The following is a 15,299-nucleotide window of genomic DNA, read 5'->3' as shown; positions in this document are numbered from 1 at the left end:
TATTCACTCCAATTCATTGTAATGTGTGACATAAAATCGAACGATATAATCCAATAATAAGTGCAAAGTGACAAAAGATAATGTTTCAATATTTTCTCTAACAGGAAATTCCGTTAGATAATAAAAAAAATGATGTGTCGCATGTTGGGAAATAAAATTAGCTCCCGAACGGGTGACTGAAATAATTTTAATACTTCTGATATTTAATTCCAACAGCGTATTTTTTATACCTGGTGTCTCACCGCTTAAAGAGACAATTACCAAACAATCTTGACTGGTCATAATACTCATCATCATCTCTAATTCAGTCTGATCAGGAATTAGAATGACTTTTTTTCCACAAGCAATTAATTGCTTGGAAAATTCTTCGGCTGCTTTTCTTTGAGAGTAACCTGTTCCATAACAATAAATAATTTGGCTAATAGCAAGTAAATCTGTAGCTTGCTGAATTCCATCATTATCGATATTCTTTAATGTATTCTGAATATCAGCTGTCTGACTTTTGAACAAATCAAATCCTGCTTTTTTCATTGCTTTTTTTTGCTTTGTTTCTTGATTGAGTAAGAATTTAAATTCTGAATACCCCGAAAAGCCTAATTTTTTCATTAAACGAATAATAGTCGATTTGGAAACATAAGATTTTTCACTTAATTCCGAAATACTGAATTGAGTAACTGAGCTTTTATTTTCAATGATATATTTTAATAGTTCCTTATCTAAATCACTCAATTTACTTTGATCATTATTCAACAATTGGTCTAAAATCAAACGAATAGCCCCCTTCTTATTGTTAACCTACTATCATTATACATGATAATAAGGAGTGCAATAAAATATTTCGAGACTATTCGTTCAATAATTATCTTTAAATTAACTCAATTCTGGCCAGAAACCTTTATTCGCTTCAATTAAAGCATCTAGCAACTCTTTCGCAACACCAGCATTCGGTACCGTTTTAGATAACGTTAAAGCTTGCCATAGTTTTTGATAAGATCCTTCTGCCCAAGCTTCTACTACTAGTTTTTCTACAGCAACTTGTTGCTCCATCATTCCTTTTTGGAAACGTGGGATTGTTCCTTGAACAAGTGGTTCTGGACCATTCACACCAACAATACATGGCACTTCTACCATTGCCGTTTCATCAAAATTCACAATAGCACCTTTATTTTCAACAATTAACAGCATCCGTTCATGTGTGTTATAAGCAATCGCTCTAGCTAAGTCTACAATATAACTAGCGTGCTCATCAATCTCTAAGCTAGAACCTTTTGCTGTACCATTGGCAACAATTTTATCACATTCACCAAAAACATGTTTTTCACGACCATCCATGACTTCATTGGCACGTGTATACTCAGGATTAGCATGCTCTACAGCTTCTTGAGGATACAAATAATATTTTAAATAGGTATTTGGTAGCGTATCTGGATCTACAGCATATAAATCTTTAGCCTTTGAGAATGTATCCATCCAACTAGCATCGGTATGTTGAGATTCTTCCATCTCTTCTTTCAATGAATAACCATGTTTACCAACATGTGCTTTAATCTGAGGCATTAAGTCATTACCCTCTAAATCTCTAATATCTGTCCACCAACCAAAATGATTCAATCCATAGTAACGGACAACCATCTCTTTACGTGAAGATAAGCCAATAGCTTTAGCCATTCGTTCTTCAATTCCAACAGGCATGTCACAAATATTAATAATTTTTGAATTCGGTCTTAATTTACGTGTTGCTTCGGCTACGATTGCTGCTGGATTAGAATAATTTAGCATCCAAGCATTAGGAGAATATTGCTCCATGTAGTCAATTAACTCAAGTACCCCACCAATTGAACGCATACCATACGAAATACCACCAGGACCACAAGTTTCTTGTCCTAAGACCCCGTAATTCAATGGGATTTTTTCATCTTTTTCACGCATAGCATATAATCCAACACGAATATGTGCCATCACAAAATCAACATCAGTAAAAGCTTCTTTTGGATCAGTGGTTGATAAAAAGTGGATGTCCGGTGCACTTTCTTTAATAATAATACGACAAGCATCTGCAATATGTTTTTGACGTTCATCTAAATTATCATAAAATTTAATTTGACGAATAGGGAACCGTTCCAAATTATCCAATAACATAAGAACAATACCCGGTGTAAATGTACTTCCGCCGCCTGCAATCACAATTGAAAATTTCTTCATTTTAATCTATCTCCATTTCTATAATAATTATTACTTATAATATTTTTTCAAACTGTTCTCTTACTTGAGGAACATCTAAACCAACAATCACTTGGAATGCCTTACCATTTCTAACAACACCATGTGCTCCACCAGCTTTAAATGCTGCATCTGGCTGAACCTTAGTTTCATCTTTGACAGTAATTCTTAACCGTGTCGCACAATTGTTCACTTTTTCAATATTTTCTGATCCACCAAAAGCATCCAAGAAAATAATCGCACGATCTAAATACTGTGAATTCGGTTCTCCTGTTTCTGTCACACCAACTTTTGCTTGTTTTTCTTTGAAATCTTTTTTACTATACAACTTCACTTCCTCTGCATTATCTTCCCGTCCCGGTGTAGCAAAATTAAATTTTAAAATTAAGAATCTAAAAATGAGGAAATAAATCACAGTGAATGCTAAACCAATGACTAACTGCGTAAAAATCATTCCCTTATGATTTGCAAATAAAGGAATCCAGTTTTTTGCTAGTAAATCAATAAAACCACCACCCATATCACCAACAACACCAAAACCATACATTGTTGCTGCCATTGTTGCCGCTAATACAGCATGAACAACGAATAAAACGGGTGCAACAAATAAGAATGTAAATTCTAATGGTTCAGTAATACCAGCTAAAACAGCTGTTAAAGTAGTTGGAATAAGAATTGCTAACACTTTTTTACGATTTTCTGGTTTAGCGGTAAAGTAAAATGCTGCCGCAATACCTGGTGACGCAAAAATCTTAGAATTACCATGTAGAGCAAACCCACCTTCTGGGAATAACTTTTTCAGTGGTTCCGTTGTTTGAGAGTATTCATTTAAGTGGGCCATCCAGTATTTAGTGATTCCACCTTCAACAACGGCTGGACCAAAAATAAATGGTGTGTAAATAAAATGATGAAGCCCTGTTGGAATTAAAATCCGTTCCAAGAAGGTATATAGCCAAACACCAAATATTCCCGAGGTAGCTAAAAATCCTTGCATTGAGCTAATACCAATTTGTAGTTTAGGCCAAACAAGAGCTGTTAAAAAAGCAACAGGTAACATTGCAAAGAAGCCAATAATCACGACTAATGAGGAACCTTGAAATACTCCTAAGAAATCTGGTAATTTAGTGTCAAAGAAACGATCATGAATATAAACAACAATAGCAGAAATAACAATGGCGCCAATAATGCCAGTATCCAAGGTCTTAATACCACCGATTAGTTTTAAGCCACTTTCGCCACCAGCCTCTAACGTGAAATCAACACCAAAGAATGAACCAAAATATTTAACCATACCACTGACAAAATAATTGAATGTCGTATAGATAACAAATGCTTCCATTGCTGCTCGAGCATTTGCTTTTTTTGCTAATCCAATCGCTAACCCAATAACAAATAATAATTCCATTTGATTAAAAACTGTCCATGCTCCATCTTCAATAATGGACCAAACACTAAACCAAGTAGTCCCTTCATTCGCAATACTTCCCACCAGCATAGGATTTTTAAAGATAATACATAACGCGACCATAATACCCGAAAAAGAGAAAAGAAGTACTGGTGTAAACATTGCACCCCCAAACCGTTGCACTTTTTCCATCATAATTAGTTAGCCCCTTTCAATTTTATATCTTCATTATGACACTAAAAACGAACAAAGCAATCGTTTACATAACAACTGTACCAATTACCTATTTATGAATTAAATTGTCATTAATTGACACTAAATTTCATAGCTTTCAGTTTATAAAAAAAGACTACGTCAAAAATGACTAGTCTTTTCACTAAAAATTAGTTAAACGATTTGAAACGTTCACTGTTTTCCATATATTCTTTTTCTCCAGCAGCTGCTTCAATTGAGCCATACACTAATTGTGCTCTTAGCTTCCATGAAGTTGGAATATTCCATTCATTTTGTACGGCTTCATCAATTACTGGATTATAATGTTGTAAGTTGGCCCCGATACCTTTTTCAGCTAAAGCTGTCCAAACGTTGGCCTGTGTTAAACCACTTGCTTGCTCTGACCAGATTGGGAAGTTTTCTGCATATAAAGCAAATTGTTCTTGTAAGTTTTTAACAATATCCATGTCTTCAAAAAATAAAATTGTTCCAGTTCCATTAGCAAATCCTTGTAACTTCTCTTGTGTTCCAGAAAAAGCAGCTTCTGGCATCATTGGTTTTAATGCTGCTGCCGTCATATCCCATAATTTTTGGTGCGCATCACCAGATAAGAAGACCACGCGTTGTGTTTGTGAGTTAAATGCTGTTGGTGATTCACGAACAACTTCAGTAACTAATGTTTCTAATTCCTCATTTGATAATGGGCTATTTTTTCCTAGTGCATAGATTGATCGACGATTTTTTAATAAATTAACGAATTCTGACATAATATATTTCCACCTTTTCATTTATTGTTTTTTGTTTGTTTAATGACTATAAACATACTTTAACATCTTACTTTTTGTAAGTAAAGTATCTTGCTCACTCGTTTAAAATAAAAAATAGGCATTACTTAGATTAACTAGGTAATGCCTACACCACGATTGATAGATACAGAGTAGATTCTATTTTTTGGCTTTTTGTTTACGACTAAATTCCCCATGAATACCGACATAACGATTAAAATACGGTTCATTAAATCGACGGATCCATTGTTGTAATACCGTTATAACAATCATTAACCAAGTTATCGCAAACAATACAAATAAAAAGACCGTGGACATAATGACAATTGGACTTTCATTATTAAATTGTTGCACCCACTGCAAAATCCGAATAAGAAAAAGCGGCATAGCGACTAAAACTAAGCGTTTCATAAGCATCAATAAACTTGGTCGTTGACCATTTGAGACCAATTTAACGTTGACTATCAAGCCACCAAGTGTTCGACCGTAAAAAATATACGGTAAAACAACTAGACAAATAAATATACCCAATAATTCTGATGTCACATCTGTCGTTTTTAATAAAGCTTGTAGCAAACTACCAATAAGATCTTTACCAATAAAATAGGTCAACAAGCATTCGATAACCTGTGCGCCGTAAGAAGCCAACCGACTTTGTTCATAATGTAAATCTTTTTCCTTAATTGCTTCACGACTGGGAATAAAAAATAAAATAAGTGGTGCCAACACAAAACCAAGCCACGTACCCAAAGTATTAGTAATAATGTCATCCACATCAAAGTGGCGATAAGGATAATCAAAATAACCAAATAGGGCTGTGATTTGTGATACTTCAAAAAATAATGACACAAAAAAGCCAATCATAATTGCCAAATACCATTTTTTAGATGTTTTAAAAAAGTAACGTAAGTAAACCCCTAATGGAAATAACAGTAAGACATTAAAGGCTACTTGTAAAAACGTAAATGACTTAAATAAAATTGGATAGGTACTCAGTTGCTTCGGATAAAAGCCTTGTACCTCACCAAATTCTTTAAACATAATCAATGGATGTAGTTGCATTTTCCACGGATTTGGTAACATTGGTTGGTTATGGCGACTTTTGGGCATTGGTAGACTGACTAAAAAAAAAAGCTGACAGACAATAAAAAATAAAACTAAAAATAACTAAACTTCGCCAAAAGTTAAAATAACCATGTTTTCGGTACTGATAAATTGTCCATGGCGCCGTCATTATCCCAGCTAAAACAAAGAAAACCAAAAATGCTGAAATAATCGGTACCTCATAGATTGCTAACACCGTTTCCTCAACTCCTTAACAAAAAAATAATGGCTAATATATTTTCATATATTATACCATTATTTTTTTACATTTATGTATATTGGCGCCATTTTAACAAGGAACTCTCTAATACATCAATTAATAAGAATAATAAGAAAGCAACCAAACTTAAAATTAAAATACCACAATACATGTCTAAATAATTTAACCTACCCCATGCATCCATTACAAAATAACCAAGTCCATATTGCGTTCCGTACACTTCAGTAAAGAAAAGAATTGCAATCGCTGTTCCTAAAGCAATTCTGACAGCATTTAAAATTGCCGCCATAGCAGCTGGCAAAGTTATTTTCTCAAAGATTTGCCAACGACTAGCACCTAAAACAATTAATTGCTGATAATAACTTGGCGGAATTGAACGAATACCATCTCTAACAGATAAAATGACTTGGAAGACTACAATTAAAGTAATCAACATAATTTTGGACACATTTCCTAAGCCAAATAGTAACATAATAATAGGCAATAGCGCGACTTTAGGTATCGGATAGGTTAAATATACTAACGGATCTAACCAGCGATTCCAATGATTGGATCTGCCCATCAATAATCCAATACCAAATCCCAAACTAACGGCTAAAAGTAATCCCCAAAATAAACGTATCAGACTATTATAAACGTGTAGCCACATCATGCTGGGATTTAGTTGACCAAAGTGTGCATATACAACAAATGGTGATGGTAACATACTTTGATTGACTGCTAGACTTGCTATCCACCAAAGAAAATTAATAACTAGTACGCCTACGAGTAATGGTACCCACTTTTTTTTCATTGTTTTCATCGTCCGAGCGCCTCCCTTACTAGTCGTACTTGCTCATAAAATAATGAGGAAACACGACGTTCACTCAGCGCTAAGTGAAATAATTTATCATTAGGGATATCAGCCACAATTTGTCCCGGTGATCCGGATAGCAAGACAATTCGACTACCTAAAAATACCGCTTCTTCAACATCATGTGTAATTAAAATAGTTGGTGCTTTGTGGATTTGCCACTGGCTAAAAAATTGGGCTTGCATCTGTTCTCTCGTTAAAGCGTCCAAAGCTGAAAAAGGTTCATCCAATAAGAAAATATCTGGATTAACCAACATTGCACGAGCAATCGCAACTCGTTGCTGTTGCCCACCACTTAATTGATTTGGAAATTGATTGACTAGTTCTGATAAGCCCAATGATTGTAGCAAGTCACTTACTTGTTGCTTTAATAAGTCCGTCACCGGAATTTTTTTTATCGTTACACCCATTAATACGTTATCATAAACCGTCGCCCATGGTAATAAACCATATTGCTGTGGAATCCAACTAATTGTCTGTTGTCTTGGTGTCACTGGCGTCCCATTGAGTGTAATATTACCTGAAGTAATCTTTTGTAGCCCATTAATACACTCGATAAGTGTGGTCTTTCCAGTGCCACTTGGACCAATTAAGGCGACAATATCATCACGTGCAACCGTTAAATTAATTTCTTGTAAAATGATTTTAGTGTCATGACTCGCACTAAGATGCTTAATATCTAACATGATTGGTCCTTTCCGACTAATTATTTAGCTAATAAATCGCTCATGACGTCTTTATCTGTCCAGTCTTTTGTATAAATTCTTTGTTCTTTAGACCAATCAAAGGCTTCTTTCACTTGATTTGGGTCAATTTGTTTTGCTTGAGTGTAGTTAGGCAATTTAACTTTATCTTTAATAGCGTCAGTAAAACCAATTTTTTCGACTAACACTGGGTAGTAATCATTTAATGGATGATTGTTAATATAGTCTACACCTTTATTGTACGCGTTATAGAAGGCTTTAACTGCCTCTGGCTTATCACTTAAAACATCTGCTTTAAAACCAAAAATTGTTGTCTGAATATCTAACTCTTGGCTATTTGCCAATTCTTTTAATCCTTCTACTTCACCAATAGTTGTAAATGGTTCAGGTACAATCGTTGCCGCAATTTTTTTGTTTTTTGTTAACTCAACACGAACCGGAATTTGAGGAACCATTTCAGGTTGAATACTAGATAACGATAATTTTTCCTTTTCTAATGCTTTCGCCAAAAAGTATTCTGGTGCTTGCTTTTGAATATACCCAACTTTTTTACCCTCTAAATCTGCCAGTTTTTCAACAGATTCTTCACCAGTAATCACTGAGAATGTCCCTATCGACTGGCTGACAATCTTCATATCCAAATCACCTTGACGATAAGCACTTAAAGCAATCAAATCGGTATTAGCACCGTCTAAATGACCACTTGATAAAGCAGCATCACGATCTTTAGGTGATTTAAAACTTTGTAAGTCTAAGTCTAAACCTTCTTCTTTAAAGTAACCTTCTTTTTCCGCAATGTATACCGGTAAACTATCAACCGCTGGCATTGCGCCAAAACTTAGCGTTAACGACTTAGCCTGATCTTTTTGACTAGTTTCTTCTGTTGCTTTTTCTTTGGTACCACACCCAACCAATGTCAGACTAGTTAATACCGTTGCCACGGTTAACGCTACCAATTTTCCTTTAAACATCTTTTCCACTCCTTTTTAATCATTAAATCACAATCTTTATTATACACTATTTGCTGGAACTAAAAAAACACCAAATTATCTATGTGATAATTCGGTGTTTCAAATACTAATCTTTTTTACTTTCGACAACATCACCAGTTTGAGCATTCAATTTAATTTCCATCTCTTTCATGCCTTCCTTCACCGTCACGTCCCAAAAAGTAATCGATAACTCTTTATCTAAACTTAATTCTGTTGCTTTACCAAAACCAGCAGCTGATTCAGCAATTGAAATAGCTTTATCCACACTAATTAAATTTTTGACATCTAAGGCTTCTTCTTTTCTTTCTGTTCCACCTTTTTCATTACGATCTAACTTTTCTGAATGATTTTTTTCGACTTTTTTATTCATCGCATCTATCACCATCTCGTACTCTTGCTCATCGTCCATACCCTCGACTTTATAAACTAAGGCCCCTAAAGGTGACTCTAATTCTAATGACGTAATATCACTATCGGGATGTGCTTGTTGGTATAACTCAACTACTTCTTTGACGGTTACTTTCACTTTACTTAAATCAGATTGCTCATCCTTTGTCTTGATTGAACTTTTAGTTGTTTCAGCACTTGTACTACTGCTAGTCGTTGTTTGACTACTTGTCGCTGGTGTCGTATTCTTTTCAGCTGGTTTTGAACAGGCTGTTAATGCGCCAACTGTAATAAAACTTAACCCAATCATCAGATATAATTTTTTCATAAAAAAATCCCCCGTTATCTATTTATACTTCTATCCTATCAAAAATTAAGTTACAATTCATCAAACTAGAGACTGATTTTATACTAAATTATGAATTTATTATAAAACATGTTATAATTCATTTGATATTTGATACAATTTAAAGGAGTATTTCGATGAAACTTTTTAAAAATGTTTATTTTTGGCTATTCTTAATTTTTCTAATTCTAGGTATTTTTCAATTAATGACTTTCTTTGACTACATTAATTTTTTAAATTTCCTAGCTGGTATTTTATTCTTAGTTGCAGCTGGCTTAATTCTTTTAGCCGTGTTAAAGCCTGGCAAAAAGTCTAAAGACGAAGATCACGACACCTTTGAAAATTCTGAGTTATCTCCAGAAGAAGTCGAACATGTTAAAGCAATGATGCGAGAAAATGCTGAAATTTCAATTGTCCAATGGATTAGCCAACAAAAAAACCTCTCAATGAGCGAGGCACAAAAAGCTTATGATAAAGTTCTTTCTAATTTAGAACGTCCTTTTTAATTAGCTAAATTAAAAAAGACTTATTTACCTAAGGTAGATAAGTCTTTTTTTATACTTAATAAACGTCCGATTGCTTCACATGTTGCTGCTAAATTGTCTGGGCCTTGCTCCAAACAGTGATTCAATGAATCAAGTTTAGGCAAAATACTAAAAGCAGCCGTCACTCCTTGAAGATACAATGGTCTAACATCACCATCTATTCGACCAACACAAGCAATTAACGGCTTCTTTTGGGCTTTAGCCACTTTAGCTAGTCCCGCAATAACTTTTCCATATGATGTTTGACTATCTAAAGAGCCTTCTCCCGTAAATATAAGATCTGCCTTAGCAATAGCTTTAACTAAATCAAGCTCCTCTATCACTCGCTCGACACCTGAGACTAATAGACCACCACAAAATAGTTGAAGGCCAAAACCAAGCCCACCAGCCGCACCGCTTCCAGGAACTAGATGAAATTCTTTCTGACTGATTTCTGTTGCTAACTCCGCTAAATTTGATAGCCCCTGTTCCAATTGAACTTGCATTAATTGGTCTGCTCCCTTTTGCTTACTAAATATCGCTGTTGCCCCAGTAGGACCTAATAACGGACTATCAACATCACAAGCTACGTCAATAGTCGATTCCATTAAGCGTTTATCCAATCCTGACAAGTCAATTGATGCGATTCTAGTCAACGTATCCCCTCTCATTTTTAACTGTGAGCCGTACTTATCATAAAATTTTGCACCTAACGCCTCAGCCATTCCTGTACCACCATCATTCGTTGCACTGCCCCCAATTCCAATAATAAATCGTCTAATGCCATGAGCTAATGCTGCTTGAATTAATTGACCAGTACCAAAAGTGGATGTAAGAAGTGGATTACGCTGCGAAATAGTTAATAGTTCCAAACCACTCGCCTTTGCCATTTCGATCACTGCTGTCTCACCATCACCTAATAGACCATAATAGCTGGTTACTTGCATTGAAGGTAACGGCCCCTCAACCGTTACTGTCACCTTCTGTCCATTCGTAGCTGTAACCAATGTATCTACTATCCCCTCACCACCATCTGACATCGGCATTTGCTGATAAATAACATGCTTACCAAATACACGCTTTAATCCAGTTTCCATCGCTAAACAAGCATCAAAAGCAGTCATACTATCTTTAAATGAATCTGGTGCTAATAAAATTGTCTTCATCATACTAGACTCCTATTCTGAATCTTGCGTTTGTTTTTTTATCATCTTTCTTGTCAAGAAAAGATAAATAATGTAACTCACTAAAATAATGCCTATTGTCACATATATGAATTCCTTTTGCGTCAGACTATTTTTGATTACTGGTAGACGTTTAAGTAAACCGGTCAAGCCTAAAGCCAAAATAACAACAATACTTGGATAAAACTCTTTTACTTTTTTGGCTAAAATTAACCCAACAGCACCTAAAACAAGTCCTACAATAATCACACTATCAAAAGGAGTTGGAATATTAACTGTTAACAACTTGGGTGTGAATAAGGTAATAACTACAAATAATCCGATAAATACACAAGCAACCAGCCACAGAATAAGAAAACGGACAACTTTACTCTTTTTTAACCAATTATCAGTAGATAAATAAACTGAGCGTTGTATCCCATAAAAAAATAAAACACTACTACCTAATGATAAACCCGCAGTTAAACTATAAGCCAACACATTAATCGTTAGACCGGATGAGCTATTCAAGTCACTAATTAGCTGAAAGAACCAAAAGATACTCACTAAATACAATGAATAAGTAAATTTTTTATGCCAACTAATCTTTGGAAACTCTTTTAATATCTCATTAGCCATTTTTTGTGGATTTTTCCCAAAAAAATCTTCTGCTGACTCCCCATGTTCTTGTGCTTCAAATATGTCACAGCCAATGTTATAGATTTGAGCATCTACCTGCTCCTCATCGTTAAATAAACCACCTGTCATTAAGTACAAACGCAAATCGCTAAAATAGGTTTGATTAATTGGTATCAACTTTTTCTCTAAGTCATTTGTCAAATCACGATATGTTTGAGATTTTTTATTTGGTGTCATCTTTATTTTCCTCCCCAATAATTAGCGTTACAGTTTGAACTAGGTCAGTCCACTGTTCTTTGAATTTTTTTAAATACTCTCGTCCAAGTTCTGTCAAACAAAAATACTTGCGATTTGGGCCTTCAAATGATTTTTTCATTTGCCCTTTAATTAACCCTTGCTTCTCTAACTTTTGTAGTAACGGATAAACCGTTCCTCCAACAATATGAGTAAAACCATGGATTTTTAGTTGTTGAACTAATTCATAACCATAAATTTCTTTTTGCGAAATAATTTGTAAAACACATCCTTCAAGCACCCCTTTTAGCAGTTGTGATTCTTTCACAATTTAACCTCCCACACTAGTTTGTATTACATAGTACCTATTTTTAATAAGTATAACATTACTTCACTACTTTGTAAAACATACTAGTGAAGTAAAAAAAAAGACTTTGCTACGTAAGCAAAGTCTTGAACGTTGACTAGTTAGATTACATGCGTACCCCAAAATCAGGTGACCATGCAGAAATACTTTGAACCGTTACAGATTGTCCTGGTTGTGGTGCATGAATATATTGTCCCCCACCAACATAAATTCCCACGTGATGAGTTGATCCTTGAGAACCCCAGAATACTAAGTCTCCTGGTTGTAATTGACTTAAAGAAATAGTTTGACCTGCACTTTCTTGTGGTACAGTCCAACCACCGATTTCACGGCCAGCTGCTTGGCGGTAAACATATGATGTAAAACCTGAACAGTCAAAACTACTTGGACCTTTAGCTCCCCAAACATAAGGTTTACCAATATGTTTGTAAGCTTCAGCTACAACTGCACTACCATTTGAAGATGGTGCGGGCGTAGGTGTTGGTGCTGGCGTAGTCGATGTGTTACTTGAATTACTATTATTATTATTTGTACTTTCTTGAGTTGAACTATTATTGCTTGAAGACTCAGTAGTTGTACTTGTATTAGTTTCTTGAGACGCATTTGATTCAGTTTGACTAGCTGTTGAGCTACTTGATGTTGAATTATTTGATGAAGAATTATCAACTGTAGCTACATTATTTGTACCTTTATCTGATGATTGTTTTTCTTCAGCTTTTTTAACTACTTCTTGTTTAGCTGTTTCGGCTTTACGTTCTGCAGCTACTTTTTGTGCTGCTTCAACTGCTTTTTGTTGTGCTTCACGTTGTTTTTCAGCTTCTGCTTTTTGAGCTAAGAATTGATTCTTTTTACCAGATTCTTTTTCTTTATCAGCAGAAATTTGACTAACAATTGCAGTTTGTGCTAATTGTTGATCTTCTAATTCACCTTTTTTAGCTTCTAAAGCCACTGCATTCTCTTGTACTTCAGCCATTTTTGTTTCAACTGCGGAGCGATTAGCTTCTACAGCATCTTTATCATCTTGTTGTTGTTGTAGCAAATCATTATTAGCGCCAACTAATTTACTTGCAGCAAACACTTTAGTTACCGCATCAGAAACTGATTCAGAACTTAAAACTAAGTCCAGCATTCCAGTACTAGCTGAATCGACTTGCATTGAACGTGCTTGTTCGCGAATTGAAGCGTCACGTTTTTCAATACGTTTTTCCAATTCAGCAATTTCTTTATTTAAAGAATCAATTTCTTTACTTAGGCTAACTTGTTCACTTTGTAAACTTTCTGCCTCATTACGAATTTCTGAAATATTTGCTTGAATACTTGCTAATTCAGCTGTTGCTGAACTTTCTTTACTAGATAACTCTTTAATTTTTTTATCTTGTGATGCAATTTGATCATCAATTGCATCAGCATTCACTGCTACGGGAAGAGCTGTTGCCGACAATGTAATCCCGCTTACTAATAAGGCAGATAATATTTTCTTTTTCACTATGTTCTTCCTCCAAATAATACATTTTATAAGTTCAATTTTTTTATAATGTTCCATTAACCAAGTTGGTTTTCCCAACGACAAACAAATTGTAGCACAAACAGATGTCAAGCATATGATGAGAATGTTACAAAGAGATTTCATTCAGAGAAACTAGCGTTTTATATTGACTAATTTTTTTAGCGGACCCACTAGAATTATGATTAAAATTAAGTTAACCACTAGTGTTGGCGCTAATGTTCTCGTTAAGTAATCCAAAATCGTTGTATCTGTTAATTTAAATAAGCTTAACAAAATTACTCGACCAACAGATAATGCCGTGACAAATAAAATAAACGCTAAAATAATTGTAAATGTATTTGGAACAACACGTTCAAACAAAAGATACATAAACCAAACTAGTAGTGGAAATAAAACAAAATTAATCCCAATCACATTATAATAGTAGGAATCATATAGCAACCCCATCACTAATGCCCAACTAATCATATAGCTTTTCGACATCTGAAACGTCGCAAACATCATCATCATCAGTAATAAATTACTCGTAAACGACATAGGGACAGCAAAAATGGTTAAAATAATACTGCTTAAGTGTCCATCGAATAGCATGAGGAAGAAAAAAATAAACGGCAAGGCATAAAACAATCTTTTTTTTCTTTCTTTTGTCATTACTCTGCCCCTTCCAACCGTTTAATGACGGTGACGGTTGTAATATCGTACATATCAGATACAGGTGTTACTAACACTTCATCATGTAAACCGGTCTTACTTTTTTTAATTTCTTTTACTTCACCAATGAGTAGCCCCTTAGGTGATGTATTACCCAATCCTGACGTTGTGACTTTATCACCTTTTTTGATTCCTTCTACAGTGGTTAGCTGTGATACTGTCAACGTATGCGTTTTACTATTATATGCATCCATTAAACCATAGGCCGCTTTATCTCCTCCAGCAGACATCATAACTGGGAAATGATTGGTATTTTGATTAACAGTCGTTAAAAGCTCGACTTTAGCACTATTTTTTTCTGCAATAATAACACGGCCAACCAAGCCCTTATCACCCATTACTGCCATGTTAACTTCAATTCCATCAGCTGTCCCTTTATTAATAACTAAAACGTCTTGCCAAGTATCTGGCGAGCGATTCACTACACTCGCATGAACGACATCAAAATTAGACAAAGTCGAGCTTAGGTCTAATTGCTTTTTCAAATCATCATTTTCTTTTTTATAATTATCTAACTCAGCTTGCAACATTAAATTTTGATCAATACGTTTCTTTAAATGATCATTTTCCGAATACGTATTAAAGAGATTCGAAATTGACTTCACGCTATTCTCAATCCCTCTGATTGGTGCCATAACGATATCATCTACAACTGTAATAACGCTATTAGCTTGTGACTGTCCAGGTAAACTCGTTTGTTTCTTATCACGCTGAATGACACTGACACTAACTAGAAAGATTACAATTATCGCAATAATGACAGCAATAATAATATTTTTACTTGAATCAAATTTTTTCACCTTGTCACCTCTACTGGTTCATTTAATTGCTAAATACACAAGCTCTATTTTATCATTATTTGATAGTAGATGCTACATTGTCGATTTTATTTATTTATTTCCATTGATTAGCTGTATTTTTATTA

Annotated in this window: 17 protein-coding genes; 1 reads left to right on the top strand and 16 read right to left on the bottom strand. The window is 34.7% G+C overall.

All coding sequences use genetic code 11. The features are described from left to right. Nucleotides 1-3: 3 nt before the first annotated feature. The 10 genes from BW732_RS07195 to BW732_RS07150 all read right to left on the bottom strand — a co-directional run bounded on the left by BW732_RS07195 (nucleotide 4) and on the right by BW732_RS07150 (nucleotide 9,211). A complete protein-coding gene (locus BW732_RS07195; RefSeq protein WP_077276109.1) occupies nucleotides 4-768 on the bottom strand; it encodes a MurR/RpiR family transcriptional regulator in 765 nt (254 codons plus the stop codon). 102 nt (nucleotides 769-870) lie between these two features. Next, nucleotides 871-2,208 carry a 6-phospho-alpha-glucosidase gene (locus tag BW732_RS07190; RefSeq protein ID WP_211329910.1) on the bottom strand — a complete coding sequence of 446 codons (1,338 nt, stop codon included), beginning with the start codon at nucleotides 2,206-2,208 and terminating at the stop codon, nucleotides 871-873. Nucleotides 2,209-2,236: 28 nt separating this feature from the next. Continuing rightward, nucleotides 2,237-3,820: an alpha-glucoside-specific PTS transporter subunit IIBC gene (locus BW732_RS07185; protein WP_077276107.1), complete on the bottom strand. Its 1,584-nt coding sequence runs from the start codon at nucleotides 3,818-3,820 to the stop codon at nucleotides 2,237-2,239. A 188-nt stretch (nucleotides 3,821-4,008) separates the two neighbouring features. Continuing rightward, complete coding sequence (locus BW732_RS07180) at nucleotides 4,009-4,605, bottom strand: nitroreductase family protein (protein WP_077276106.1); 597 nt, start codon at nucleotides 4,603-4,605, stop codon at nucleotides 4,009-4,011. A gap of 177 nt (nucleotides 4,606-4,782) precedes the next feature. Beyond that, nucleotides 4,783-5,733, bottom strand: coding sequence for a VanZ family protein (locus BW732_RS07175; protein WP_077276105.1), 951 nt, complete (start codon nucleotides 5,731-5,733; stop codon nucleotides 4,783-4,785). After that, nucleotides 5,714-5,923 (bottom strand): hypothetical protein, encoded by a 210-nt coding sequence (locus BW732_RS07170; RefSeq protein WP_077276104.1) that lies wholly within the window; start codon nucleotides 5,921-5,923, stop codon nucleotides 5,714-5,716. Before BW732_RS07170 ends, BW732_RS07175 begins: the two co-directional genes overlap by 20 nt. Nucleotides 5,924-5,996: 73 nt before the next feature. Beyond that, nucleotides 5,997-6,749 carry an ABC transporter permease gene (locus tag BW732_RS07165; RefSeq protein ID WP_228414922.1) on the bottom strand — a complete coding sequence of 251 codons (753 nt, stop codon included), beginning with the start codon at nucleotides 6,747-6,749 and terminating at the stop codon, nucleotides 5,997-5,999. Then, complete coding sequence (locus BW732_RS07160) at nucleotides 6,746-7,486, bottom strand: ABC transporter ATP-binding protein (protein ID WP_077276103.1); 741 nt, start codon at nucleotides 7,484-7,486, stop codon at nucleotides 6,746-6,748. Before BW732_RS07160 ends, BW732_RS07165 begins: the two co-directional genes overlap by 4 nt. Nucleotides 7,487-7,506: 20 nt before the next feature. Next, nucleotides 7,507-8,475: an ABC transporter substrate-binding protein gene (locus tag BW732_RS07155; protein WP_077276102.1), complete on the bottom strand. Its 969-nt coding sequence runs from the start codon at nucleotides 8,473-8,475 to the stop codon at nucleotides 7,507-7,509. 106 nt (nucleotides 8,476-8,581) lie between these two features. Beyond that, nucleotides 8,582-9,211 carry a PepSY domain-containing protein gene (locus BW732_RS07150; protein ID WP_077276101.1) on the bottom strand — a complete coding sequence of 210 codons (630 nt, stop codon included), beginning with the start codon at nucleotides 9,209-9,211 and terminating at the stop codon, nucleotides 8,582-8,584. A gap of 155 nt (nucleotides 9,212-9,366) precedes the next feature. On the opposite strand from BW732_RS07150, the gene BW732_RS07145 reads away from it, so the two are divergent. Further along, on the top strand, nucleotides 9,367-9,735 hold the full coding sequence (locus BW732_RS07145; protein WP_077276100.1) for a hypothetical protein: 369 nt from the start codon (nucleotides 9,367-9,369) through the stop codon (nucleotides 9,733-9,735). A gap of 20 nt (nucleotides 9,736-9,755) precedes the next feature. Here BW732_RS07145 and BW732_RS07140 read toward each other — a convergent pair whose 3' ends face one another. From BW732_RS07140 to mreC, 6 genes are all read right to left on the bottom strand, one after another. Continuing rightward, nucleotides 9,756-10,922: a glycerate kinase gene (locus tag BW732_RS07140; protein WP_077276099.1), complete on the bottom strand. Its 1,167-nt coding sequence runs from the start codon at nucleotides 10,920-10,922 to the stop codon at nucleotides 9,756-9,758. A 9-nt stretch (nucleotides 10,923-10,931) separates the two neighbouring features. Further along, complete coding sequence (locus BW732_RS07135) at nucleotides 10,932-11,792, bottom strand: DUF1129 family protein (protein ID WP_077276098.1); 861 nt, start codon at nucleotides 11,790-11,792, stop codon at nucleotides 10,932-10,934. Beyond that, nucleotides 11,779-12,117 (bottom strand): PadR family transcriptional regulator, encoded by a 339-nt coding sequence (locus tag BW732_RS07130; RefSeq protein ID WP_077276097.1) that lies wholly within the window; start codon nucleotides 12,115-12,117, stop codon nucleotides 11,779-11,781. The genes BW732_RS07135 and BW732_RS07130 overlap by 14 nt, the downstream gene beginning before the upstream one ends. Nucleotides 12,118-12,262: 145 nt before the next feature. Continuing rightward, a complete protein-coding gene (locus BW732_RS07125; protein WP_161485534.1) occupies nucleotides 12,263-13,642 on the bottom strand; it encodes a C40 family peptidase in 1,380 nt (459 codons plus the stop codon). Between the two features lie 153 nt (nucleotides 13,643-13,795). Next, entirely contained in the window at nucleotides 13,796-14,314 is a 519-nt protein-coding gene (mreD, locus tag BW732_RS07120; RefSeq protein WP_077276095.1) for a rod shape-determining protein MreD, read from the bottom strand. Beyond that, the gene (gene mreC, locus BW732_RS07115; protein WP_126844290.1) at nucleotides 14,314-15,174 is read right to left on the bottom strand and encodes a rod shape-determining protein MreC; all 861 of its coding nucleotides are present in this window, start codon (nucleotides 15,172-15,174) and stop codon (nucleotides 14,314-14,316) included. Before mreC ends, mreD begins: the two co-directional genes overlap by 1 nt. Between the last annotated feature and the right edge of the window lie 125 nt (nucleotides 15,175-15,299).

It is taken from the genome of Vagococcus penaei, from assembly GCF_001998885.1.
In the GTDB taxonomy this organism is placed as follows: domain Bacteria; phylum Bacillota; class Bacilli; order Lactobacillales; family Vagococcaceae; genus Vagococcus; species Vagococcus penaei.
This window is presented reverse-complemented; position numbering and strand designations above follow the sequence as displayed.

Bases quoted from the DNA above. Each gene is read 5' to 3' on its own strand.
- BW732_RS07185 (WP_077276107.1), bottom strand. From the start codon at position 3,820: ATGATGGAAAAAGTGCAACGGTTTGGGGGTGCAATGTTTACACCAGTA.
- BW732_RS07180 (WP_077276106.1), bottom strand. From the start codon at position 4,605: ATGTCAGAATTCGTTAATTTATTAAAAAATCGTCGATCAATCTATGCA.
- BW732_RS07175 (WP_077276105.1), bottom strand. From the start codon at position 5,733: ATGCCCAAAAGTCGCCATAACCAACCAATGTTACCAAATCCGTGGAAA.
- BW732_RS07165 (WP_228414922.1), bottom strand. From the start codon at position 6,749: ATGAAAACAATGAAAAAAAAGTGGGTACCATTACTCGTAGGCGTACTA.
- BW732_RS07160 (WP_077276103.1), bottom strand. From the start codon at position 7,486: ATGTTAGATATTAAGCATCTTAGTGCGAGTCATGACACTAAAATCATT.
- BW732_RS07155 (WP_077276102.1), bottom strand. From the start codon at position 8,475: ATGTTTAAAGGAAAATTGGTAGCGTTAACCGTGGCAACGGTATTAACT.
- BW732_RS07150 (WP_077276101.1), bottom strand. From the start codon at position 9,211: ATGAAAAAATTATATCTGATGATTGGGTTAAGTTTTATTACAGTTGGC.
- BW732_RS07145 (WP_077276100.1), top strand. From the start codon at position 9,367: ATGAAACTTTTTAAAAATGTTTATTTTTGGCTATTCTTAATTTTTCTA.
- BW732_RS07140 (WP_077276099.1), bottom strand. From the start codon at position 10,922: ATGATGAAGACAATTTTATTAGCACCAGATTCATTTAAAGATAGTATG.
- BW732_RS07135 (WP_077276098.1), bottom strand. From the start codon at position 11,792: ATGACACCAAATAAAAAATCTCAAACATATCGTGATTTGACAAATGAC.
- mreD (WP_077276095.1), bottom strand. From the start codon at position 14,314: ATGACAAAAGAAAGAAAAAAAAGATTGTTTTATGCCTTGCCGTTTATT.